Annotated in this window: 24 protein-coding genes; 15 read left to right on the top strand and 9 right to left on the bottom strand. The window is 59.3% G+C overall.

Annotated elements, in window-relative coordinates; genetic code table 11:
- Window positions 1-134 precede the first annotated feature (134 nt).
- The 6 genes from DFR46_RS02650 to DFR46_RS02625 all read left to right on the top strand — a co-directional run bounded on the left by DFR46_RS02650 (window position 135) and on the right by DFR46_RS02625 (window position 2,885).
- The gene (locus DFR46_RS02650; protein ID WP_116235047.1) at window positions 135-596 is read left to right on the top strand and encodes a hypothetical protein; all 462 of its coding nucleotides are present in this window, start codon (window positions 135-137) and stop codon (window positions 594-596) included.
- The gene (locus tag DFR46_RS02645) at window positions 593-1,018 is read left to right on the top strand and encodes a phage holin family protein (RefSeq protein WP_116235046.1); all 426 of its coding nucleotides are present in this window, start codon (window positions 593-595) and stop codon (window positions 1,016-1,018) included. Before DFR46_RS02650 ends, DFR46_RS02645 begins: the two co-directional genes overlap by 4 nt.
- Window positions 1,015-1,404, top strand: coding sequence for a hypothetical protein (locus DFR46_RS02640; protein ID WP_116235045.1), 390 nt, complete (start codon window positions 1,015-1,017; stop codon window positions 1,402-1,404). The genes DFR46_RS02645 and DFR46_RS02640 overlap by 4 nt, the downstream gene beginning before the upstream one ends.
- A gap of 2 nt (window positions 1,405-1,406) precedes the next feature.
- Complete coding sequence (locus DFR46_RS02635) at window positions 1,407-1,877, top strand: hypothetical protein (RefSeq protein WP_116235044.1); 471 nt, start codon at window positions 1,407-1,409, stop codon at window positions 1,875-1,877.
- Window positions 1,878-1,970: 93 nt separating this feature from the next.
- On the top strand, window positions 1,971-2,573 hold the full coding sequence (locus tag DFR46_RS02630; RefSeq protein ID WP_116235043.1) for an MlaC/ttg2D family ABC transporter substrate-binding protein: 603 nt from the start codon (window positions 1,971-1,973) through the stop codon (window positions 2,571-2,573).
- Window positions 2,574-2,648: 75 nt separating this feature from the next.
- Window positions 2,649-2,885 (top strand): DUF4170 domain-containing protein, encoded by a 237-nt coding sequence (locus DFR46_RS02625; protein WP_116237109.1) that lies wholly within the window; start codon window positions 2,649-2,651, stop codon window positions 2,883-2,885.
- 58 nt (window positions 2,886-2,943) lie between these two features.
- Here DFR46_RS02625 and DFR46_RS02620 read toward each other — a convergent pair whose 3' ends face one another.
- The 5 genes from DFR46_RS02620 to carA form a co-directional block, all read right to left on the bottom strand.
- Entirely contained in the window at window positions 2,944-3,570 is a 627-nt protein-coding gene (locus DFR46_RS02620; RefSeq protein ID WP_116235042.1) for a rhomboid family intramembrane serine protease, read from the bottom strand.
- Between the two features lie 37 nt (window positions 3,571-3,607).
- On the bottom strand, window positions 3,608-4,087 hold the full coding sequence (gene greA, locus DFR46_RS02615; RefSeq protein ID WP_116235041.1) for a transcription elongation factor GreA: 480 nt from the start codon (window positions 4,085-4,087) through the stop codon (window positions 3,608-3,610).
- Between the two features lie 78 nt (window positions 4,088-4,165).
- Complete coding sequence (gene carB / locus DFR46_RS02610; protein WP_116235040.1) at window positions 4,166-7,516, bottom strand: carbamoyl-phosphate synthase large subunit; 3,351 nt, start codon at window positions 7,514-7,516, stop codon at window positions 4,166-4,168.
- Between the two features lie 84 nt (window positions 7,517-7,600).
- Window positions 7,601-7,867: a hypothetical protein gene (locus DFR46_RS02605; protein ID WP_116235039.1), complete on the bottom strand. Its 267-nt coding sequence runs from the start codon at window positions 7,865-7,867 to the stop codon at window positions 7,601-7,603.
- A gap of 141 nt (window positions 7,868-8,008) precedes the next feature.
- Window positions 8,009-9,187: a glutamine-hydrolyzing carbamoyl-phosphate synthase small subunit gene (carA, locus tag DFR46_RS02600; protein ID WP_116237108.1), complete on the bottom strand. Its 1,179-nt coding sequence runs from the start codon at window positions 9,185-9,187 to the stop codon at window positions 8,009-8,011.
- Between the two features lie 139 nt (window positions 9,188-9,326).
- Between carA and DFR46_RS02595 the strand changes: the two genes are divergently transcribed.
- The 7 genes from DFR46_RS02595 (at window position 9,327) to DFR46_RS02565 (ending at window position 17,335) form a co-directional block, all read left to right on the top strand.
- Complete coding sequence (locus tag DFR46_RS02595) at window positions 9,327-9,785, top strand: GatB/YqeY domain-containing protein (protein WP_116235038.1); 459 nt, start codon at window positions 9,327-9,329, stop codon at window positions 9,783-9,785.
- 89 nt (window positions 9,786-9,874) lie between these two features.
- The gene (locus tag DFR46_RS02590) at window positions 9,875-10,573 is read left to right on the top strand and encodes a hypothetical protein (RefSeq protein WP_116235037.1); all 699 of its coding nucleotides are present in this window, start codon (window positions 9,875-9,877) and stop codon (window positions 10,571-10,573) included.
- A gap of 59 nt (window positions 10,574-10,632) precedes the next feature.
- Entirely contained in the window at window positions 10,633-12,456 is a 1,824-nt protein-coding gene (dnaG, locus tag DFR46_RS02585) for a DNA primase (protein WP_116235036.1), read from the top strand.
- A gap of 23 nt (window positions 12,457-12,479) precedes the next feature.
- Entirely contained in the window at window positions 12,480-14,516 is a 2,037-nt protein-coding gene (gene rpoD, locus DFR46_RS02580; protein ID WP_116235035.1) for an RNA polymerase sigma factor RpoD, read from the top strand.
- Between the two features lie 192 nt (window positions 14,517-14,708).
- Window positions 14,709-15,380: a DUF6975 family protein gene (locus DFR46_RS02575; RefSeq protein WP_116237107.1), complete on the top strand. Its 672-nt coding sequence runs from the start codon at window positions 14,709-14,711 to the stop codon at window positions 15,378-15,380.
- A 146-nt stretch (window positions 15,381-15,526) separates the two neighbouring features.
- Window positions 15,527-16,372 carry an AAA family ATPase gene (locus DFR46_RS02570; protein WP_116237106.1) on the top strand — a complete coding sequence of 282 codons (846 nt, stop codon included), beginning with the start codon at window positions 15,527-15,529 and terminating at the stop codon, window positions 16,370-16,372.
- 108 nt (window positions 16,373-16,480) lie between these two features.
- Window positions 16,481-17,335 carry a DUF817 domain-containing protein gene (locus DFR46_RS02565; RefSeq protein ID WP_245953631.1) on the top strand — a complete coding sequence of 285 codons (855 nt, stop codon included), beginning with the start codon at window positions 16,481-16,483 and terminating at the stop codon, window positions 17,333-17,335.
- On the opposite strand, the gene DFR46_RS02560 is transcribed toward DFR46_RS02565, so the two are convergent.
- Entirely contained in the window at window positions 17,332-18,051 is a 720-nt protein-coding gene (locus tag DFR46_RS02560; RefSeq protein WP_116235033.1) for an SDR family NAD(P)-dependent oxidoreductase, read from the bottom strand. The two genes, DFR46_RS02565 and DFR46_RS02560, sit on opposite strands and share 4 nt — an antisense overlap.
- Before the next feature lie 101 nt (window positions 18,052-18,152).
- On the opposite strand from DFR46_RS02560, the gene DFR46_RS02555 reads away from it, so the two are divergent.
- The gene (locus DFR46_RS02555; protein WP_116235032.1) at window positions 18,153-19,331 is read left to right on the top strand and encodes a vWA domain-containing protein; all 1,179 of its coding nucleotides are present in this window, start codon (window positions 18,153-18,155) and stop codon (window positions 19,329-19,331) included.
- A gap of 2 nt (window positions 19,332-19,333) precedes the next feature.
- Window positions 19,334-20,029 (top strand): VIT1/CCC1 transporter family protein, encoded by a 696-nt coding sequence (locus DFR46_RS02550; protein WP_116235031.1) that lies wholly within the window; start codon window positions 19,334-19,336, stop codon window positions 20,027-20,029.
- 22 nt (window positions 20,030-20,051) lie between these two features.
- Here the strand turns inward: DFR46_RS02550 and DFR46_RS02545 are convergent, their stop codons facing one another.
- The 3 genes from DFR46_RS02545 to DFR46_RS02535 are packed head-to-tail and all read right to left on the bottom strand — an operon-like array spanning window position 20,052 to window position 22,221.
- On the bottom strand, window positions 20,052-20,432 hold the full coding sequence (locus DFR46_RS02545) for a hypothetical protein (RefSeq protein WP_147297600.1): 381 nt from the start codon (window positions 20,430-20,432) through the stop codon (window positions 20,052-20,054).
- 56 nt (window positions 20,433-20,488) lie between these two features.
- Window positions 20,489-21,694 (bottom strand): exo-beta-N-acetylmuramidase NamZ family protein, encoded by a 1,206-nt coding sequence (locus DFR46_RS02540; protein ID WP_116235029.1) that lies wholly within the window; start codon window positions 21,692-21,694, stop codon window positions 20,489-20,491.
- Window positions 21,691-22,221 (bottom strand): DOMON-like domain-containing protein, encoded by a 531-nt coding sequence (locus DFR46_RS02535; RefSeq protein ID WP_245953629.1) that lies wholly within the window; start codon window positions 22,219-22,221, stop codon window positions 21,691-21,693. The genes DFR46_RS02540 and DFR46_RS02535 overlap by 4 nt, the downstream gene beginning before the upstream one ends.
- Window positions 22,222-22,244: the final 23 nt, after the last annotated feature.

The raw sequence follows: 22,244 nt of genomic DNA, 5'->3' as shown, positions 1-22,244 counted from the left end.
ATGTCGGATTCATCTTTGGGGTGTATCTATGCTGCGCCCGCGAAGCAAATAGAGTAGAGTGTAAAAAATCCGGAACCGGATTGCGTTTTATGCGCTTAATACACACATAGAATATTCGCTACGGAGAAAGAAAAATGGCAGCCAAGAAAAAGGACGCTTCTGAAGCCGTCGGAGCGGCGGTCGAAACCCTCGCGGAAGAAGCCGAATTGAGCACAGTCGCCAAGGCCAAGGAACGGATCAGGGACGAAGCGACCAACCTCAGAACACAGGCAACCGAACATGCGCGCGACTATGCGACGCAGGGCAAGGACAAGGCCACGGGCGCGATCAAGGATGTTTCGGCGGCAATGGACGACGCCGCCAAATCGGTAGATGAACGCCTCGGCGAGAATTACGGCGAATATGCGCGAAAGGCCGCCGGTGCGGTCGCAAGCCTGGCCGACAAGATCGAAGGCAAGGAAGTCGACGATATGCTTCGCGACGCGGAAGCCTTTGTCCGGCGCAGCCCGGTGATTGCAATCGGTATCGCGGCGGTGGCGGGATTCGCCATCGCCCGCCTCGTCAAATCTGGACTGGGCGAACGGGACGACGCATGAGCGACCCGCGCGACAATGATGCGTCCTATCGGCAGATAGTTGCCGGACTTCTGGAGGATGGCGAGCAATTCGCGAAATCCCGGATAAAACTGTACCGGGCCATCGTCTTCTATCGCGTCTCGCAGGCGCGAAAGGCCGCTCTGCTTATCGTTACCGCGATTCTGATCACCGCTGCAGCGCTGGTTGCGCTGTTGATGGCGCTGGTCTTTGCGCTGTCGCAAAGTGTCGGCCCATTGTGGGCGGGCATCATCGTTTCCGGTGTCGGGCTCATCATTGCAGGCCTTCTTGCCTATTGGGGCATCAAGACATTCCCCGATCTCGACGAAAAGCTGTTCGAAGACGATGAATTCGACGTCGCGCCGATGCAGGCGGACTACGAAGAACATGCCATGCGCGAGACAGATCAAGGATCCAGCTTGTGAAGAGTGCTGCGGACAGGCTTCATGAGGCAAGGCGCGCCGAACGCGAGGCGCGGGCCCGGTGGCTGGGAACTCTCAGCACCGCGCAGGCGCGGTTTGCGCCGGACGCCATCGCAAAAGATGCCATGGAACAGGTCAGGGAAAGTGCCGGCGAAGCGGCAGACAAACTATCCGGTGCGGTACGCAAACGGCCAGGCACGATCGCAGCGGTTGGTGCAGCCATCGGGCTGTTCCTATTCCGCAAGCCCATCGCCGCAGCAGTTCGGACCCGGATCGACCGGCGGAAAAAGGCGAAGGCCGGTATCCGGTCGCTCACGAAGGAAAGACAATCGGGCCAGGGGCCTATTGCAGATCCGACACCAAAATCAGCACTGACCGAGGAGGTTTGACCATGACGATCAAAGACAGCGCCAGCAAAGCCGGGGATACGGTCCGCGAATCCTATCGCGCCACCCGCGCACGCGCGGGAGACGCATATGAAACAGCAGCTGCGCGAAGTGGCGCACTTTACGCCAGCGCCCGCGAACAGGCGGCGATTGCAGGCCGTCGCACGGCGGATACCGTGCAGGGCAATCCGCTCGCCGCCGTCGTCGGAGGACTCGGAATCGGCATGCTGATCGGCGCCTTGTTACCGCGAACGCGCCGCGAAACCGAACTGCTGGGCTCCTATGGAAGCGAAATCACGGGACGCGCCCGCGATGCCGCCGATGCTGTGCGGGCAGTGGGCCAAGAAAAACTGGACGAGCTCGGTTTCGTCAAGGAGACTGCCCGCGAAACGGCACAAAAGGTCATGGACGGGGCAAAAGCGGCGGCCAGCGAAGCAAGCGCCGCAGCGGCCAGCAAGGTACGCGGCGAGGACTAACTGTCTGCCTCACGACAGATCAGTTCAATTCCGGTTCAGCCGGGATAGAGTAAACCTCGTAATCAGCTGAAATAACAAGGTTTTGGACCGATTATGACACGTTTCACAAAGCTTCTTCTGGCCAGCGCCTTTTCGACGGCGGTTTTTGCGACCCCCGCCGCCATAGCGCCTGCGCAAGCAGCGGTCAGTCAAGCCAGCCCTTCGGCTTTTGTCGAATCCCTGGCGGCAGATGGACTGGGCGTGCTCCGTACCGGCAGTGCCTCTGAACGGCGCTCCCGTTTCCGGTCGCTCCTCGGCCAGCATTTCGCGATCAACCGGATTGGCGACCGGCTGATCCAGCGCTGGCGCAACGATATCAGCGCGAACCAGTACAGCGCCTATCAAAGGGCGCTTCCCGGCTTCATCCTCGGCACCTATGCCGACCGGCTTTCGGCTTATGCCCGGGCTGACGTCGAAGTAACCAACGCAACCCAGCGCGGAAGCACCTATCTTGTCCAGACGCGAATCACCAATCCGGGTTCGCGGCCGGTTACCGCAGTCTGGTATCTGACGCGCTCCGGTGGCAGCTATAAAGTCTATAATATGCGGGTTGCCGGCATTAATCTTACCCTCAACCAGGCACAGGATTTCGACAGCTATGTCCAGCGCAACGGGTTCGACCGGCTGGTCCGGTTCATGGCGAGCCGCGGCGCCTAAACCGTCCCCGGAATTTTTCGGACAATGAAAGGCGGCGGTAGCAATATCGCCGCCTTTCGATTATGGGGCGCGGCCATGAGCGAAAACAAACTCCATCTCGTCTTTGGCGGCAAGGTATCCGATCCGCGCACGCTGGATTTCAACGATTTCGATTCCCTCGATCTGGTGGGCATTTTCCCCAGTTACGAGGAAGCCGAAGAGGCCTGGCGCGCCAATGCCCAGCGCACGGTCGACGATGCGGAAATGAAATATGTTGTCGTCCATCTGCACCGGCTGTTCGAACCGGAAATCATCGTACCCGACAAGAATTAGGGTTCAGACGGCCTTGGTCGGCCCGACCATTTCGGGACGGTGTAAATCCGGCACCTGACTAAGCGTCACGGTAGCGCCAGAGCAACAGCGGCCGGGCCAGCGCCAGTCCCGCTGCAAAACCGAAAATATGCGCCATGATGGCAACCGGGGATGCCGACCCGTAGGTGCTCAGGCCGATCAGCAACTGGATCACGATCCAGGCGCCGGCCAGCGCGGCAACGTGTCGCCACCCGCCGACGCCGTTTCGAGGTTTTGAATACAGCAGCGCATAGGCCCCGATAATTGCCGAAACCGCGCCGCTGGCGCCGATCATCGGGCCCGCGCTCCCGGCATTGAACAGATAGTGGCCGAGCGCGGCGGCATAAGCGCCGATTATATAGAGCGCTATCAGTCCGCGTCCGCCCAGCGCCGCCTCCACACCCCTTCCGCATATGAAGAGAAGGAGCATATTGAAAATGATATGCATCGCATCGGCATGCAGAAACGTCGCCGAAAGCGGTGTCAAAATCGCCGGTACGGCACCGGGAATCGTAAATCCCTCGTCGAAGCGGAGCGGGATGAAGCCGCCAAAGCCATAAGCCCAGCGCTCCAGCCCCAGCGCTGCAACCAGCCCCCAGCAAATGCCGGTGACCATGATGATCCGGGCTGTCAGAGACGAACGGACGAGGCGGGCCTGCCAATCCATGAAACCACTACCTCGCTCTATCGCCGGGTGCCCGGCCTCAAATGAATTCGATCTTCTCGATCAGGTAATATTTGTCGCCGGCCGGGACGGTGAATTCGACCTCATCCCCCTTGTTGCGGCCGATCAGCGCGCGGGCCAAGGGCGAATTGTAGGAAATGCGACCAGAATTTGCATCCGCCTCGATCTCGCCGACGATCTGGTATTTCGACGGCTTGTCGTCCTCGTCGAGCAGATGAACCGTCGCGCCAAAGACGACCTTGTCGCCCGACAGATCCTTGGGGTCGATAACCTGGGCCCGGGTCAACCGGTCCTCATAGTCCCCGATCGTCGCCTCAATCTGGCCCTGTCGTTCTTTTGCAGCATGATATTCGGCATTTTCCGAGAGATCGCCATGTGCACGCGCTTCCTCGATCGCATCGATAACTTCGATACGATCAATCTCTTTCAGACGCTTCACTTCCGCGTTCAGCCGGTCATAGCCTTCAACCAACATCGGCATCTTTTCAATCGTCGCCATTGCCTTACCTTTCGTCAAAACCTTGCCGTTCAGCGGCCCTTCCGGGTCCGCCTGCTTTTTCCGCGCAAATTGTCGGGATCAGCGATCGGCGACCGAATAATAAGACTGTAATGGTCTTACTTCAAGCTCTGTCGTGCGCAGCGCACCGATTGCCCTTACGGCAGCGACGCTTGCAGGCGTGGTCGTAAAATAGGGAATCTGGCTGGAAACCGCCGATTTCCTGATCGATGCGCTGTCTTTGAGCGACTGCCAGCCTTCAGTGGTGTTGAAGATCAGGTCGATGTCGCCATCGACAATGGCATCCACAATATGCGGCCTGCCCTGCGCAACCTTGTTGATCCGCTGCGCTTCCACGCCATTGTCCTGCAGGAATTTCGCCGTCCCGGCCGTCGCGATGATCGCAAATCCGTAATTGCTGATATCCTTTATCGCCTGCAGGATATGCGGCTTGTCGCTCTCTTTGACCGATACGAACACCGTTCCCGCCTGCGGCAGCGTGGTCCCCCCGGCGAGTTGCGATTTGGCGAAGGCTATCGCGAAATCGCTGTCGATCCCCATGACTTCGCCGGTCGATTTCATCTCGGGCGACAGAACGGGATCAGTACCCTGAAAGCGCGCAAAGGGGAAAACAGCTTCTTTCACGGCAATATGCGCGATCGCCCGGTCGATCTTCGGCAGGTCCGCCAGTTTTTCTCCGGCCATCACGCGTGCAGCAATCTTCGCAACCGGATGGCCGATCGCCTTGGCCACGAACGGCACGGTGCGGCTGGCCCGCGGATTGACCTCGATCAGATAGACTTCGCCATTCTTGACCGCGAACTGGATATTCATCAGGCCGCGCACCTTGAGCGCCACGGCCAGAGCCCCGGTCTGCCGCTCAATCTCGGCGATGATATCCCCGGGCAGGCTGTAGGGCGGCAATGTGCAGGCGCTGTCGCCCGAATGGACGCCGGCTTCCTCGATATGCTGAAGTACGCCGGCGACGACCACGTCATCGCCATCGGCAATGGCGTCGACATCCACTTCGATGGCATCGCGCAAATACTGGTCGATCAGGACCGGGCTATCGCCCGACACCTGCACAGCCGTCTGGATATAGTCTTCAAGCTGCGCGTCGCTGTCGACGATTTCCATGGCGCGGCCTCCGAGCACATAGCTCGGCCGCATAAGCACCGGATATCCAATCCGCCGAGCCACCGTAAGCGCCTCTTCGCCGCTGCGCGCGATGCCGTTTTCCGGCTGTTTCAAATCGAGCTGCGAAACGAGGTCGGCAAAGCGTTCGCGATCCTCCGCGAGATCGATTGCGTCGGGCGACGTTCCGAGAATTGGAATACCCGCATCTTCAAGTGCCTTTGCGAGGTTAAGCGGTGTTTGCCCGCCAAACTGCACGATGACACCGGCAAGTTCGCCCTTCTGCTGTTCGACATGCAGGATTTCCAGCACATCTTCGGCAGTCAGCGGTTCAAAATAGAGCCGGTCGGACGTGTCATAATCGGTCGACACCGTTTCCGGGTTGCAGTTGATCATGATGGTTTCGTAGCCCTGCTCCTCAAGGGCGAAACAGGCATGGCAGCAGCAATAGTCGAACTCGATCCCCTGCCCGATCCGGTTCGGTCCGCCGCCCAGGATAACGACCTTTTTGCGGTCGGAAGGCATCGCCTCGCATTCCGGTTCGCCAAAGCTCGGCGCCTCATAGGTCGAATACATATAGGGTGTCTTCGCCTCGAACTCGGCCGCGCAAGTGTCGATCCGCTTGAAGACCGGTCGCACGCCCAGCTTGTGGCGCAGCTCGCGCACTTGGCTCTCGGTTACGGCACCCGCCATCGCCTGTAGCGCCTCGCCGATCAGACCGGGGCTATACGCAGCTTTTTCCATGCCCTCGCGGATATGGACGGAAACCAGTGCCAGCCGGGCCAGCCGATTGTCGGAAAAACCCATCGCTTTCAGCTTGCGCAGTCCTTCGGCATCGTTGGGCAAACCGTTTTCGATTATGCCTTTCTCGGCCTCAACTATCTCGGATAGTCGCTCCAGGAACCATGGATCATATTTGGTGATCGCATGCACATCTTCGACGCTCAGCCCTTCGCGCAGCGCCTGCGCCGTCACCAGCAACCGACCGGGCGAAACATCGGAAAGCGCCGCCTCTATCCGGGCCTTGGGCGCACCGACCAGATCGTCGACCCAGTTCAGCCCGACCAGCCCGGTTTCCAGCCCGCGCAGGGCTTTTTGCAGGCTTTCATGGAAACTGCGGCCGATGGCCATCACTTCGCCGACCGACTTCATCGCCGTACCCAGCACGGATTCCGCACCCTTGAATTTCTCGAAGGCAAAGCGCGGGATCTTGGTCACGATATAGTCGATTGTCGGCTCAAAACTCGCAGGCGTAACGCCGGTAATATCATTGTCGATTTCGTCGAGCGTATAGCCAACCGCCAGTTTCGCGGCGACTTTCGCTATCGGAAAACCGGTGGCTTTCGATGCCAACGCAGAGCTGCGCGATACACGAGGGTTCATCTCGATCACGACCAGCCGGCCGTCCGCCGGGTTTACCGCAAACTGAACGTTCGAGCCGCCCGTCTCCACGCCGATTTCGCGCAGACAGGCGATCGACGCGTTGCGCATGATCTGATATTCTTTGTCCGTCAGCGTCAGCGCAGGTGCAATGGTGATGCTGTCGCCCGTATGCACGCCCATCGGATCGACATTCTCGATGGAACAGATGATGATGCAATTGTCGTTCCTGTCGCGAACGACTTCCATCTCATATTCTTTCCAGCCGAGTACGGATTCCTCGATCAGCACTTCGGTGGTCGGGCTGGCGGAAAGGCCGCCGCGGACGATTTCCTCGAATTCCTCGCGATTATAGGCGATACCGCCGCCCGTTCCGCCCATGGTAAAGCTCGGCCGGATGATTGTCGGCAAGCCCACAAACTCCAGCCCCTTCAGCGCTTCGTCCATATTGTGTGCGATGAGAGAGCGCGGACTTTCAAGACCGATCTTCGACATCGCATCGCGGAAACGGAGGCGGTCCTCGGCCTTGTCGATGGCATCGGCGTCCGCACCGATCATCTCGACGCCATATTTCTCAAGCGTGCCGTCTTCATGCAGCGCCAGCGCCGTATTGAGCGCTGTCTGCCCGCCCATGGTCGGCAGCAGGGCCAGCACATCGTCCGGTCGCTCAGCGCGCTCCTTGGCGATAATCTTGGCTACAATGTCCGGCGTGATCGGCTCGACATAGGTCGCGTCAGCCAGCTCCGGATCGGTCATGATCGTCGCCGGATTCGAGTTGACGAGGATGATCCGATAGCCCTCTTCCCTGAGCGCTTTGACCGCCTGTGTCCCCGAATAATCGAACTCGCAGGCCTGGCCGATGATGATCGGACCAGCGCCAATAATCAGGATGGAAGATATGTCGGTGCGTTTAGGCACGAGGCCGTGTTCCTTGCCAATCAGAGTTGTTCGTCAAAAACAGGCCGGCGCGTGCCCAATTGCACGCGCCGGCCCGGTAGAGGTTTAGCTGGCCGTTGCGCTCTGCAGAGCTTCGGCAACGCATTGCTGCGTGCGGCCGGTGATCGCGTCATTGGCGTCGGCGACCGAGCTGCTGTCGTCGATATCCGCCAGAATGCAGGTGCAGAATTCGGCCGGATCGACGCCCGCTGCTGTCAGCTGCGCACCCATGGCCTCGGTCTGCTGCGCGCACTGCGCCTCGGCCTGCTCGCGAACCGAACCGCCACAACCGGCCAGCGCGACCGTAGCCGCCAGAACAACAAGATATTTCATAAAACTACCCCTTCAAATTGAGTGACGCGGACTATTCCCCGTCGATTTAGCGCACCCGTAATCACGTTCGCATGATTCTTGCCCAATCGCCAGATTTGCGCGGAAAAATCATGCACACAGCGAAAGCGTACAGTTCGCCGATCATTTGCCAGCGCTCAACTGGCCGACGAACTTCGCGAACAGATAGGCGCTGTCCTGCGGACCCGGGCTGGCTTCCGGATGATACTGCACGCTGAACGCGGGCCTGTCCGACAGTTCGAGCCCGCACAGGCTGCCGTCGAACAGGCTCACATGGGTCGCAGCCACCCCTTCGGGCAGGCTGTCGATATCGACCGCAAAACCATGGTTCATGCTGGTGATCTCGACCCGGCCATCGCCCAGCCGCTTGACGGGATGGTTGGCGCCGCGATGGCCCTGATGCATCTTGATCGTCTTTGCACCGGCCGCGATGCCGAGCATCTGATGGCCGAGACAGATGCCGAATATGGGCTTTCCGGTTTCGAGCAGTTGCCGAATCACGGGCACCGCATATTCGCCTGTAGCCGCCGGGTCGCCGGGGCCGTTGGCGAGGAACACGCCATCGGGTTCATGGCGCATCACGTCTTCGAAGCTTGCCTCGCCCGGCACCACCGTCACCCGCGCACCGGCGTTGACGAGATGGCGCAGGATATTGCGTTTCGCGCCATAATCGATGGCGATAACATGAGGCCGGTCGACTCCCTCGCCTTCGGGTGATTTCCCGAAGCCTTGGCCGAGCTTCCACACGCCTTCGTCCCAATTATATTGCTGGGTCGTGCTGACTGTCCTGGCGAGGTCCATGCCTTTCAGTCCCGGCCACTCCGCCGCCTTGGCTTTCAGCGCGTCGATATCGAAATTGCCGTCTGCACTGTGCGCGATCACCCCATTGGGCGCGCCCTGCATGCGGATAAGCCGAGTCAACGCGCGGGTATCGATGCCAGACAGGCCGATCCGTCCATTGACCTTCAGCCACTGATCGTAATGCTGGCTCGACCGGAAATTGCTGGGGTCGGTTACATCCTCGCGAACAATACAGCCCAGCGCATGCGGGTTGATGCTTTCCATATCCTCTGCATTCGCGCCGACATTGCCGATATGGGGGAATGTGAAGGTGATGATCTGCCCGGCATAGCTTGGGTCGGTCATACTTTCCTGATAGCCGGTCATTGCCGTGTTAAAGCAGACTTCGCCGACCGCATCGCCTTCCGCCCCGAAGCCGCGGCCCCAGACGCAGGCGCCATCCGCCAGAACCAATACGCCCGTTGCTGTTGCGGGCGTGCTGGATGTTTTGGCGTCAGCCATGATGATCAGTCCCAATGTATAAAGTTTGCCGGGCGCGCAAACGGCTGTCAGCTAGGGGGCAGCGCCCCCTGGGTCAATGCCTGTTCAATCGCTTTATCCCCAGCTAGACCGATGCGCAAATTTGCAAAGGAAAAGCCCCATGATCCGCGACGATATCAAGGCCGCCCAGGTCACCGCCATGAAGGCCGGAGACAAGCCTCGCACAGCTGCCGTCCGCCTAATTCTCTCCAAGATCAAAGATCGCGATATCGAGCTGCGCACGGATGGCGGCGCGAAGGACGATGATGCGATGGTGGTCGAGGTGCTGCAAAAAATGGTCAAGCAGCGCCGCGAATCGATTACCATGTATGAGAATGGCGGTCGGCAGGAACTGGCTGACGCGGAAAAGGCCGAAGTTGCTGTTATCGAGGAATTTCTGCCCGCCATGATGAGCGACGAGGAAACTGGCGCGATTATCGATGCCCTGATCACCGAAACCGGAGCGCAAGGCCCTCAGGACATGGGCAAAGTCATGGGGCAGCTCAAGGCGCGTCATGCCGGCGAGATCGACATGGGCAAGGCCAGCGGACTGGTTAAGGCGCGCTTGATCGGCCGTTAGGATTACGTTTGCGGGTTGACGTCAGGGAATCGGGTGCCGACATATTGCACTCGTTTCCCGACATGACATGCCCAAATTCAGGATATTTGATGCGCCCCGCTTCTTTTCTGCTTTTTCCCCTCATGCTCGCGGCCTGTTCGGGCGGCCCGGTCGAAGAGGCTGTCGATCCTGTGGAAGATGCGACCCTTGCCGAGCCAAGTCACATCATAACGCCGACCGATTTCGCGTCGCTGACGTTCGGCGGAACAGTTCAGGGTCCGCTGGGCCCGGAAGTGGAAGCTTCGCTGATTGTCGATGAAACGGCGCTTGGCGATATCGCAAGCCGCGTCCAATGCCCCGATGGCGTCGATCCATGCGACCCGGAAACCGCCGAAGAAGGCACGATCTACACCTATATCCACGAAGTGCGGCCCGGCTTTGACGGGCCCAACGATCCGCCCTTCCCGATGCCCGAACAGGTGCAGCCTGTGGAAAGCGCATCAAGCTTCGGCCTCTCCTTCCCTGCACATGGATTTACCGGGGTTGCTGGCTATTCGGTTTATGATGCCGAGGATGTGCTTGCCGACGGTTTCAACGCGTCGATTAGCTGCGCGGATGGACGGATCACATGGAGCTTCCCTGAGGAATCCGGCTGGAGCACGGGCGAAACCATCACGTTTTTCTGGCAATCCACACAGCCGCCAACCGGTCCCGAAGGTGAATATCGCTTCGTCGCAGACGGGCTGGAAGCAACCGGCCCCGGCCCCATGCCCAGCGAAGGCGGAGAGATCGCGGCTGTGTGTGAATAATCGCCGGCACGGCGATTGAGTTTTCGGCGCATATAGGTTAGGCCGATTATAATAGGGTCATGTCTCTATCGCCTGCCTTTCTTGATGAGCTACGCATGCGTACGACGCTGTCCAGCGTCATCGGTAAACACACCAAACTCCAGAAGGCCGGCCGGGAATGGAAAGCCTGTTGCCCCTTCCACAAGGAAAAGACCCCCTCCTTCACTGTTAACGACGAAAAGGGTTTCTACCACTGTTTCGGCTGCGGCGCGCATGGCGATGCCATTCGCTTTCTCACCGAAACCCGTGGCCTGCCCTTTATCGATGCGGTAAAAGAACTGGCCGATGGCGCAGGCATGCAGGTTCCCGCGCCCGACCCCCGGATGCGCGAACGGCAGGAAAAGTCGGCTTCGCTGCGCGACGTGATGGAAGCGGCGGCCACCTGGTATATCGATCAGCTGAAAAGCCCGGCCGGAGCGGAAACGCGTGCCTATCTTGAACAGCGTGGTATCAGCGCAGAAACCCAACAAGCTTTTGGCCTGGGTTATGCACCGGATGCCCGTGGGAAACTCGAAGATGCGCTTAAGGAATTCGGCCGCGACAAGCTGGTCGAGGCTGGGCTTATTGCTGTGCCGGAAGAAACCGGACGCTCCCCCTATGACCGGTTTCGCAGCCGGCTGATGTTTCCGATCCGCGATCAGCGCGGGCGTGTGATTGCCTTTAGCGGGCGGATCATCGGTGACGGCAAACCCAAATATCTGAACTCGCCCGATACGCCGTTGTTCGACAAGGGCCGGACGATCTACAATTTCGATCGCGCTTCACCCGCCGCCCGTGATACCAAGCGGATCATCGTTGTCGAAGGCCAGATGGATGTCATCGCGCTCGATCAGGCTGGCTTCAAGGAAGCCGTCGCGCCCCTCGGTACGGCGCTGACCGAGCATCAGCTCGCGATGCTCTGGCGGATCGACGAAGCGCCGATCCTGTGTTTCGACGGAGATTCCGCCGGGCAGAAAGCGGCGATGCGGGCGGTCGAAAGGGCAATGCCTGCTGTTCAGCCCGAACGCTCTCTCGCTTTCGTCCACTTGCCCCCCGGGCAGGATCCGGACGATATCATCCGTTCCGGCGGCACAGGGGATTTACGCAAGCAGTTCGCCGACCCGCTCAGCCTCGACACCTTTATGTGGCACTACGAATCCGGCCAGATCGATGCCAGAAGCCCGACGGCCCGTGCCAAGCTCAAGCGACGCCTGAACGAACTTGCCGGCGCAATCGGTGATCCCGCGATGCGTGAAGAATTTGGCCGTGAATTCCGCGACCGTTTCTGGGATACGTTTGGCTGGAAGAAAAAAGAGGTCGATTTTGTCCGCGATGCGCTGGCCGCGACCGGCGCGCGCAATGCGCTTCAAGGTCTCGATCTCTATATCCGCGCCATTCTACTCGGCCTGTCGCGCTATCCGGCAGTGGTGCAATCGCGCGCCGATCAGATCCAGTCCCTCCATATCGGCGAAGGCTTGCTCTCTCGCTGGCGCGATCTGTTGGTCACCGCGGCTTTTGAGCGCCCAGACCTTGATGAAGACATGATCGAGACCATATTGGCGGATGCGGAGTTGGAATCGGCGGAAAAGAGACATTCTTGGCGCGATCTTGGCTTTTCATTCTTCTATCGCAAGACCGACCCGGATATCGCGGTACGAGATTTGGAAGCCGCCATCGATACTATCGCCCGCAGTCAGGAACTTGACGAAAATCTGGAACATGTCCGAGCCAATCTGGAACAGGCAGCGGACTCCGAAGATTTCGAAGGAGTCTGGAACAGGGAATCCGAACGGCGCAAGCGGCTGATGGAAGAAAAGCAACGCTTGCACGATGAGTTGGAATTGTTAGGGGAAGCCGCTGCATAGCGGCAAAGAACGCAAGGGTTTACATGGCTAAAGCAAAAACGGTGACCAAGGACGATAGCGACGCACCGGTTATCGATCTCAACCAGGCTTCGATCAAAAAGCTGATCACCAAAGCGAAGAAGCGCGGATATCTGACCTATGACGAGCTGAATGAGGCTCTTCCGCAGGACAAGATGGCCTCCGAGCAGATCGAAGACGTGATGTCCGCACTGTCCGAAATGGGCGTCAATATCGTCGAAAATGAAGATGTCGGCGAAGAAGAGGCGGCGGAAGCCAAAGCCGCGCCCAAAGCCGTTGACGGCGACGAGAAGAAAACGCTCGAAACGCCTGTCAAAGCCAAGACCACCGGCGATCGTACCGACGATCCCGTGCGCATGTATCTGCGCGAGATGGGCGCCGTGGAACTGCTCAGCCGCGAAGGCGAAATCGCCATCGCCAAGCGGATCGAAGCTGGACGCGACATGATGATCATGGGCCTGTGCGAAAGCCCGATCACTTTCAACGCGATCATCGAATGGTCGGACGCATTGAATAACGAAGAAATGCAGCTGCGCGAGATCCTCGACCTTGAGGCGATGCTGACCAAAGGTCCGTCGCTCGAAGACGTCGAAAATGACGACGACTCCGGCGAAATTTCGGAAAAGACGGCCGGCGTTTCGATCAAGGAAGATGACGACGAAGATTTCGACGACGACGATAGCGGCGACGGCGATGAAGACGATGCCGCAACCGACGGCACCGAAGATGCCGCTGCCAAGCGCCGCCGCGAGGCCGAGGAAGAAGAAGACGACAACCAGCTTTCGCTCGCCCAGATGGAAGAAGCGCTCAAGCCTGACGCGCTCGAACGCTTTGCCAAGATCACGAAACTCTATCGCACCTTTTCGAAGCTGCAGGAACGCCGGCTCGACGCATTGGGCGGCGGCGAAGAGTTCGCCAAGGCGCAGGAGACCCGGTACCAGAATTTGCGCGAGGAGCTGACGGCGGAAGTTGAAAGCGTACAGTTCCACGCTACGAAGATCGAATATCTGGTCGACCAGCTTTACAGCTATAATCGCCGTCTCACCGCTCTTGGTGGGCAAATGCTGCGTCTCGCCGAACGGCACAAAGTGCCGCGCCGGTCGTTCCTCGAAGAATATATCGGCCGCGAGCTTGAAGATGGCTGGCTCAAAAAAGTCTCCAAGATCGACGCGAAATGGAAGAAGTTCGCGGACAATGAAGCCGAAGCCGTCGATCGTATCCGCACCGAAATTTCCGATATCAGCCAGGCAACAGGCACCTCGCTCACCGAGTTCCGGCGCATCGTCAACATGGTGCAGAAGGCTGAGCGCGAAGCGCGGATCGCCAAGAAGGAAATGGTAGAAGCGAATCTGCGCCTCGTCATCTCCATCGCCAAGAAATATACGAACCGCGGGCTGCAATTCCTGGACCTCATCCAGGAGGGCAATATCGGCCTGATGAAGGCCGTCGACAAATTCGAATATCGCCGCGGGTACAAATTCAGCACCTATGCGACTTGGTGGATCCGCCAGGCGATCACCCGCTCGATCGCCGATCAGGCGCGCACCATCCGCATTCCGGTCCACATGATCGAGACGATCAACAAGCTGGTCCGCACGAGCCGCCAGTTCCTGCACGAGCAAGGCCGCGAAGCAACGCCGGAAGAGATGGCCGAACGCCTCTCCATGCCGCTCGAAAAAGTGCGCAAGGTGATGAAGATCGCCAAGGAACCGATCTCCCTTGAAACGCCGATCGGCGACGAGGAAGATTCGCATCTCGGCGATTTCATCGAGGACAAGAATGCGATCATCCCGGTCGACGCCGCGATCCAGTCAAACCTCAAGGAAACCGTGACGCGGGTACTTGCCAGCCTCACCCCGCGTGAAGAACGCGTGCTTCGCATGCGCTTCGGCATCGGCATGAACACCGATCACACGCTCGAGGAAGTCGGCCAGCAGTTCAGCGTGACCCGCGAACGTATCCGGCAGATCGAAGCAAAAGCGCTTCGCAAGCTCAAGCATCCGAGCCGCAGCCGGAAAATGCGCAGCTTCCTGGATCAATAGGAAGAGTCTGAGAATAACCGGGCGGTGTATTGCTGCCCGGTTTCCCGCTTAGGGACACAGCGATGTCTGCGTCTTAACCTCCGTCAATTCTACCCTAACGCCATTTAAACCCGGTCTTTACGCGCACTGCCTATGACAGGGGCCTGCATAGAGCGGCAACTCTGTTTGTCGCGGGTCAAAGGGAAGAATGAAATGATGCACGGCGTGGCGAAAACCGCTGGACACAACAGCCTCGTTGAGAGCCTGCCCGCGCTGATCGAACGCGATGGGTCGGCCGGCCACCGCTATGTATCGAGCGCTCAGCTCAACAGCGATGTCGACGCCGCACGCAATCTTGCCGATGCAGTCCATTATCTCGGCATATTGCATGGTCATAATCCGGGTGTTGTCGAACTGGCCTCGCTAAAGACCGCGCTGCCGGAAGCCCGCACCTGGCTGGAGCAGGCCGAGCAGGGCTTTGGCCGCGAGCGCCTATTCCTTTCCCAACTCACCGTCGCAGCAGGCCCGCTTCCGAGCACGCCTGGCCACGACAAAAGCGAGGCCGCCGTGCTCAGCCAGCGCCACGCCATCGAAACGCTAGCCCGATCGGAAAGGACCGGATGCGCGCTTGGTGCCGCCATGGCGCTGGTCCTCGACTGGCAGGAAATCCGCGCTGTCCTCCTTGCTGCTGCCGAAAAGCTCGATATCGAAGCCCCGCGCTCCGCCCTGCCCGTCGCCAGCGACACGCTGGCACTGGCCGACACGTTCGGCGAAAATCCGGCAATCCAGCGCGCCGTCGCGTTTGGCGCGGAACAGATCCTTGCCCAGCATCGCGGGTTGTGGAATCTGCTTGAAGCCCGCGTTGCCGCCCGAGACATGTGGTAGGCCAACTCCAAAACCTGCGCAAAATTCGAGATGCGGCACAGGCTAAGGTTGCAACGCACAATCCATCCGCTTATCGGTAACAACTTGACGTTTACGGAAAGGCCCCTTGTCGGGCCTTTTATGCAAACATGAAGGAAGGACCGCACGTGCGTTTTGACGGAACCAAGGATTATGTTGCCACCGACGATTTGAAGGTGGCCGTCAACGCGGCTGTCACGCTGCGCCGCCCGCTGCTCGTCAAGGGCGAACCCGGAACCGGCAAAACGGTCTTGGCCCATGAAATCGCCAAGGCGATCGAGGCTCCGCTGATCGAATGGAACGTCAAATCGACCACCAAGGCGCAGCAGGGCCTGTACGAATATGATGCGGTTGCGCGGCTGCGCGATGGCCAGCTTGGCGACGAGCGGGTCCATGATATCTCCAACTATATCCGCAAGGGTAAGCTTTGGGAGGCCTTCACCAGCGAACAGCTTCCCGTGCTGTTGATCGACGAGATCGACAAGGCGGACATCGAATTCCCGAACGATCTTCTCCAGGAACTCGATCGCATGGAGTTCTTTGTTTATGAGACGAAGGAACAGATCGTCGCCAGAGAGCGCCCGATCGTCGTCATCACATCCAACAACGAGAAAGAGCTGCCGGACGCATTCCTGCGCCGCTGCTTCTTCCATTATATCAAATTCCCCGATCGCGAGACGATGCAGGAAATCATCGATGTGCACTTCCCGGATATCCAGAAGATGCTCGTCTCCAAGGCGATGGATATCTTCTACGAAGTTCGCGACGTGCCGGGCCTCAAGAAGAAGCCGAGCACGAGCGAACTGCTCGACTGGCTCAAGCTGCTCCTGCACGAGGATATGCCGCTCGACGTGCTGACTTCGCGCGATCCCAAGAAACTCATCCCGCCGCTCCACGGTGCGCTGCTCAAGAACGAGCAGGATGTGATGCTCTTTGAACGCCTCGCCTTTATGAGCCGGCGCGAGGGAGCCTAGGCCCTTCGCCATGCCCGCGAAGGCGGGAGTCCCGGACGGTCGGCGGCACCAAATCTGACTCTGGATTCCCGCCTTCGCGCGAATGGCCGATTGGTGTAGGCGATTCCGGTGCCACGCTTCCAAACCGACCGCACCCGCTTCGCGCGCATCAGGGCCCGGCTCGAAACGGTCGACTTCGCCCGGCCATGGCAGCGCTGGATCTACGAATTCCTGTTGTTCGGGCTGAAACAGGCCTGGGCCTGCCTGTTCGGCGGACTGATGCTGGCGCTGCTCGTTGGCACCTATCTTTTCTATCCGCTGGACGCCGCCCTCGCCCGCTATGATTTTCTGACGCTGGCGGCCTTGGCGATCCAGATCGCAATGCTCGCCTTTCGACTGGAAACCCTGGGCGAGGCCAAGGTCATTCTCGCTTTCCATGTCGTGGGAACGATCATGGAACTGTTCAAGACGGCCAATGGCTCCTGGATATATCCTGAAAGCAGCCTGCTCAGGATAGGCGATGTCCCTCTCTTTTCCGGCTTCATGTATGCCGCCGTCGGTAGCTATATCGCCCGTATCTGGCGGATATTCGATTTCCGTTTCAGCCACTACCCGTCACATTGGGCAAGCTACGGACTGGCCACAGCGATTTACGTGAATTTCTTCGCCCATCATTGGTTGGCCGACATTCGCTGGCTGTTGTTCGGCATAACGGCCATGCTCTTCTGGCGTTGCCGGGTGTTTTTCAGACCCTGGAAAGTCAGGCGGCGCATGCCCCTCCTTTTCGGCTGGCTGCTGGTCGCGCTCTTCATCTGGTTCGCTGAAAATCTCGGCACCTTCGCGCGGGCATGGACCTATCCGGGGCAACAGGATGGCTGGGAAATGGTCAGCTTTGCCAAGTTAGGCAGTTGGTATCTGTTGATGATTATTTCTTTTGTGCTGGTTGCGCTGGTCAATCGCGCCGAGAAACCGGAGCAATCCTAGTGCAGCACCAGCCCGCCATCGACGATCAGCGACTGGCCCGTCACATAGCTGGCCGCGTCTGACGCCAAGAACAGGATCACGGAGGCGATTTCGGACGGCTCGGCGAAGCGGCGCATCGGAACCGTGCGCAGAAGCTTACCCTTGAGACTTTCATTCTGCTCAACACCGGCAGTCAGCCGCGTACTGACAAATCCCGGCGCGACCATGTTGGAGCGCACGCCCTGCGCAGCCCAGGCATCGCCCTGCGCGCGCGTAAGGCCCAGAAGCCCTGCCTTGCTGGCGGTATAGGCGGGGGCCTTGGGATAGCTGAGGAATGACGCGCAGGAGCCGATATTGACCACCGCACCGCCCTGCCCCGCGCTCAGCAGCGGCAGCAAGCGTTCGGACAGGTCATGCACGGCAATCATGTTGATCTCGACCGTCCTCATGAATGTCGACAGTTCGAATTCATCTGGCCCACCGGACTGGCCGGCATTGTTGACGAGCACATCAAGCGCCCTGATACCATCGCATAACGCCGCTCGCTGGGCCGGTTCGCTCATCTGGCACTGGATATAGGCGAAGGCGGACAGGTCATCATCATAGTCGGACGGGGATTCGCGGGTGCCGGTTATCGTCACGATTGCTCCGGCTTCAACGAAGGCATGAGCCGTCGCCAGCCCGATTCCCTGGCTTCCACCCGTCACCAGCACATGCTTTTCCGCAAAATCGGTCATCCTGCCGCTCTCCTGTCCAAATGTCCTGTTTCATCGAAGCCAACAATCTGCCATGATTGCCGTTAACGTAAAGCATAATCGTACGGAGCACCGATAGCCCCATGTTTTTCTCCTTTGTCGACGAACTCCGTTCCGCCGGTATCCAGGCCAGCCTGAAAGAGCATCTCACGCTGCTCGACGCGCTCGACAAGGACGTAATCCGGAAGACGCCCGAGGAATTCTATTTCCTCGCCCGCGCGACCTTTGTGAAAGACGAAGGCCTGCTCGACCGGTTCGACCAGGTGTTCGCCAAGGTCTTCAAAGGCATTGAAACAACCTATGGAGACGAAGCCGTCGAGCTTCCCGAAGACTGGCTGCGCGCGGTTGCCGAAAAATATCTCTCCGAGGAAGAGATGGCGGCCATCGAGAAAATGGGTTCCTGGGAAGAGATTATGGAGACGTTGAAGGAACGGCTTGAGGAGCAGAAGGAACGCCATGAGGGCGGCAACAAATGGATCGGCACTGGCGGAACCTCTCCCTATGGCCATAGCGGTTATAACCCCGAAGGCGTACGGATCGGCGGCAAGGGCAAACATGGTAAGGCTGTCAAAGTCTGGGAAAAACGTGAATTCCAGAATCTGGATCACACGAAGGAACTGGGGACGCGAAACATCAAGGTCGCACTCCGGCGCCTGCGCAAATTCGCGCGGGACGGCGCGCAGGATGAGCTCGATATCCGCTCGACCATCGACGGCACGGCGCGCAAGGGCTGGCTCGACATTCATATGCGCGCCGAGCGCCGCAACGCGATCAAAGTGCTGCTGTTCCTCGATGTCGGCGGGTCAATGGATCCTCATATCAAGCTGTGCGAAGAACTGTTCAGCGCGGCGACCAGCGAGTTCAAGAATCTCGAATTCTTCTATTTCCATAACTGCCCGTACGAAGGTCTCTGGAAGGACAACCGCCGGAGATTCTCTGAACGCACACCGACCTGGGACGTGCTTCACAAGTTCGGGCATGACTATAAACTGATCTTTATCGGCGATGCATCAATGAGCCCCTATGAGATCACCCATCCGGGCGGTTCGGTCGAGCATTTCAACGAGGAAGCGGGTGCGGTCTGGATGCACCGGCTGACCAATACCTATCCCGCCGCGGCCTGGCTCAACCCCGTACCGGAAGCGCAATGGGGCTATTCCCAGAGTACCAAGGTGATCCGCGAACTGATGAACGACCGGATGTACGGCCTGACGCTGGACGGGCTGGATGACGCAATGCGCGAACTGACGCGGAAAGCGTAAACATGACCCGTCTCCATTTCGAACGTCATGTGGTCGCACGGATCGGCTGGCTGCGCGCCGCCGTACTGGGAGCCAATGACGGCATCGTCTCGACGGCAAGTCTGGTTATCGGCGTCGCGGCGGCCTCTGCCGGACGCGAAGAGATTTTGGTTGCCGGGCTGGCTGGGCTGGTTGCCGGTGCTATGTCGATGGCGGCAGGCGAATATGTTTCCGTCAGTTCGCAATCCGATGCCGAGCGCGCAGATCTTGCGCGCGAGAAATGGGAACTCGAAACCGCTCCGCTTGCCGAACATGCCGAGCTCGCCGCGATCTACCGACAACGTGGTCTCGACAAGGCCACGGCAGACATCGTTGCGACCCAGCTGATGGAAAAGGATGCTCTCGGTGCGCATGCGAGAGACGAACTCGGTATCTCGGAAATCACGCAGGCGCGGCCGATCCAGGCGGCGCTGACCTCTGCGGCGGCATTCACGGCAGGCGCTGCCGTCCCCGTTATCACAGCCCTTCTCGCGCCGATATCCTCGATGATCTGGCTGGTCGCACTCGCCTCGCTCATTGCACTGGCCATGCTCGGCGCAACGGGAGCACGGGCGGGAGGCGCGGCGCTCTGGCCGGCTACGGTCCGTGTTCTGTTCTGGGGAGCGCTCGCAATGGCGGCGACGGCTGGAATTGGGTCGTTAGTGGGCGCAGTAGTCTAACGATGATCCCGTTTCAGCGGACCTAGAAATGGTAGCCGCGTCGATAACGGTAGCGACGCTGCAGATTGTCTTCGAAATGGCCAAAGCCAAGTGAAAGGAAACCTTCTTTTCCGATCGGAATTAGGGTCGATGCGCTCAGTTCGCGATAACCGTTCGTGCCGATTCCAAAACCGATTACACTCTGGATACGGCCAGTCGACTCAGCGTCCGAATCGTTCTCCAGCAATGCCTCCGCATCGATGCGCGGTTCTGCGCTCGACGCAGTGATCTCCGCCATTTCTTCCGGAGACAGGCGGTGAACGGCCCCGGCGTCTTCACTCTCCCGAGTATCGGCAAATGCAGTATTCGGCGCGACTGCCAGGATGAGGGCCGATACGATGATGGCGGGCTTTGCGTTTACCATCGGCCCAGCCTGCACGGACCGCAATTGCTCGAACCTGAACCGGCAGGCATTCGTCATTAGCACAAGCAGGAGATACGCTGCTCCACCCATGCGGCTTCGTCAGGCATGGTCAGCGCATCGAGATCGCCCGGCTCGGCCACTCGATCGTCAACCCATTCGCGCAGCAGCGGGCTGCCGTTGATCACGTCTATGGCGAGCACATCCTCGGTATATTCATAGGCGAAATCCTTGCCCCGCCACAGTTCATAATCCGGATAAAGCTGCCGGATTGCCTTGAAACCCAGCGCCTGGAGCCGCCAGGGCCTGAACGCCTCATGATCGTAAAAACGGCCTTCGGGATGGATATGAACGCCGTGACAGAGCGTACCTGCATGCTTGTGAAAGGTCGGTTCGAACCAGATTTCGCGCAATGCGCAGCCGCTCAGCCAATCGGGCGCGAGGCGCTCCATCTCGGTCAGCACGGCGCGTGCATCGATATCGGGCGCGCCGAAAATTTCCAGCGGTCGTGTCGTCCCCCTGCCTTCGCTCAGGGTTGTGCCCTCCAGCATCACCGTTCCCGCGTAGGAGCGCGCCATGGAAAGGTTCGGGGCATTGGGGCTGGGGTTAACCCAGAGACGTTCGTTCAGCGGCCAGCCAAAGCCGGGTCCGGTACCCGGCTGCCAGCCCTCCATCTCGATGACCCGGTAGTCGACATCGAGCTTGAGCGTGTCGACAAACCAATGCCCCATCTCGCCCAGCGTTAGCCCGTGCCGCATCGGCATCGGCCCCGCCCCGACAAAACTCTCCCAGCGTTCACGCAGGGTCAGTCCCTCAACCGGGCGGCCCGCCGGATTGGGCCGGTCCAGCACCCACACCGCTTTGCCATGCTCCGCCGCTGCTTCGAGCATGTAGCGCAGCGTCGTGATGAAGGTGTAGATGCGACAGCCCAGGTCCTGCAGATCGATCAGCACCGTGTCGAAAGTCCCCATCGACTGGCCGGTCGGTCGGCGGACTTCGCCGTACAGGCTGAACACCGGAATGCCGTGCGCTGGATCGGTATAGTCCGGCGATTCGATCATATTGTCCTGCTTGTCGCCGCGCAGCCCGTGCTGCGGTCCAAAGGCGGCGGTCACATCGATACCGTCAGCAACGACGAGCGCATCCAGCGAATGGGTAAGGTCTTCGGTGACGGAGGCCGGATGCGCGAGCAACGCTACGCGCTTCCCTTCCAGCGGTGCACGAAGGCATTTGTCTTTTATGAGGCGATCGATTCCGAATTTCATGACAGCTCAGCTGCCGGGAGTTGGAGCGCAAAGCAATCCTTATGGTGAAAATCGGGTTTTCCGGGCGGATGACCAAGCGCCCAAAAGGATTTTGTGCCGTCATTTTCTTCGATTACGGCGGACGCGCCCAGTCGCAGGTTGGAAGCCGGAAGTTCGGGCAATGCCTCTATGGACAGGAAAAAATGTTTGTCCGCCGACGAAATCCATATCTCGGGATCGCGAAACGGCAGCGCGCGCATACCTTCCCGATATCGATCGAACCGATAGGCGGCCCATTCAAAAGAGGGCGAGAAATTCAACTCCCAATACTGCTCCGCTCCTTCCGGCTGAACGAACAGTTCGAAACAGGTCGTTTGCCACAAACCGCCCGCCCGGACCGGAGCTTTCTCCTCGGGCAACAGCAACGCTCCACTGGACCGAACATGAAACTCCAGCCAGAGCTCGCGTGGGCCTCCCCGTGCCAGCTGCACACCAACGCTCTCGACAGCCTTTGCCGGCGTATCGGGATGCGCAACCAGCGCATGCATGTCTAATGCTCTCCCCAAGACCG

The organism is Parasphingopyxis lamellibrachiae, assembly GCF_003385775.1.
Taxonomy (GTDB): Bacteria; Pseudomonadota; Alphaproteobacteria; order Sphingomonadales; family Sphingomonadaceae; genus Parasphingopyxis; species Parasphingopyxis lamellibrachiae.
The sequence above is the reverse complement of the archived record's forward strand: the minus strand, read 5'-3'. Positions and strand labels throughout refer to the sequence as shown.

Bases quoted from the DNA above. Each gene is read 5' to 3' on its own strand.
- DFR46_RS02590 (WP_116235037.1), top strand. From the start codon at position 9,875: ATGCGCCCCGCTTCTTTTCTGCTTTTTCCCCTCATGCTCGCGGCCTGT.
- DFR46_RS02550 (WP_116235031.1), top strand. From the start codon at position 19,334: ATGACCCGTCTCCATTTCGAACGTCATGTGGTCGCACGGATCGGCTGG.
- dnaG (WP_116235036.1), top strand. From the start codon at position 10,633: ATGTCTCTATCGCCTGCCTTTCTTGATGAGCTACGCATGCGTACGACG.
- rpoD (WP_116235035.1), top strand. From the start codon at position 12,480: ATGGCTAAAGCAAAAACGGTGACCAAGGACGATAGCGACGCACCGGTT.
- DFR46_RS02545 (WP_147297600.1), bottom strand. From the start codon at position 20,432: ATGGTAAACGCAAAGCCCGCCATCATCGTATCGGCCCTCATCCTGGCA.
- DFR46_RS02560 (WP_116235033.1), bottom strand. From the start codon at position 18,051: ATGACCGATTTTGCGGAAAAGCATGTGCTGGTGACGGGTGGAAGCCAG.
- DFR46_RS02605 (WP_116235039.1), bottom strand. From the start codon at position 7,867: ATGAAATATCTTGTTGTTCTGGCGGCTACGGTCGCGCTGGCCGGTTGT.
- carA (WP_116237108.1), bottom strand. From the start codon at position 9,187: ATGGCTGACGCCAAAACATCCAGCACGCCCGCAACAGCAACGGGCGTA.
- DFR46_RS02540 (WP_116235029.1), bottom strand. From the start codon at position 21,694: ATGAAATTCGGAATCGATCGCCTCATAAAAGACAAATGCCTTCGTGCA.
- DFR46_RS02650 (WP_116235047.1), top strand. From the start codon at position 135: ATGGCAGCCAAGAAAAAGGACGCTTCTGAAGCCGTCGGAGCGGCGGTC.
- DFR46_RS02635 (WP_116235044.1), top strand. From the start codon at position 1,407: ATGACGATCAAAGACAGCGCCAGCAAAGCCGGGGATACGGTCCGCGAA.
- greA (WP_116235041.1), bottom strand. From the start codon at position 4,087: ATGGCGACGATTGAAAAGATGCCGATGTTGGTTGAAGGCTATGACCGG.
- DFR46_RS02630 (WP_116235043.1), top strand. From the start codon at position 1,971: ATGACACGTTTCACAAAGCTTCTTCTGGCCAGCGCCTTTTCGACGGCG.
- DFR46_RS02555 (WP_116235032.1), top strand. From the start codon at position 18,153: ATGTTTTTCTCCTTTGTCGACGAACTCCGTTCCGCCGGTATCCAGGCC.
- DFR46_RS02620 (WP_116235042.1), bottom strand. From the start codon at position 3,570: ATGGATTGGCAGGCCCGCCTCGTCCGTTCGTCTCTGACAGCCCGGATC.
- DFR46_RS02625 (WP_116237109.1), top strand. From the start codon at position 2,649: ATGAGCGAAAACAAACTCCATCTCGTCTTTGGCGGCAAGGTATCCGAT.
- DFR46_RS02595 (WP_116235038.1), top strand. From the start codon at position 9,327: ATGATCCGCGACGATATCAAGGCCGCCCAGGTCACCGCCATGAAGGCC.
- DFR46_RS02645 (WP_116235046.1), top strand. From the start codon at position 593: ATGAGCGACCCGCGCGACAATGATGCGTCCTATCGGCAGATAGTTGCC.
- DFR46_RS02575 (WP_116237107.1), top strand. From the start codon at position 14,709: ATGATGCACGGCGTGGCGAAAACCGCTGGACACAACAGCCTCGTTGAG.
- DFR46_RS02535 (WP_245953629.1), bottom strand. From the start codon at position 22,221: ATGCATGCGCTGGTTGCGCATCCCGATACGCCGGCAAAGGCTGTCGAG.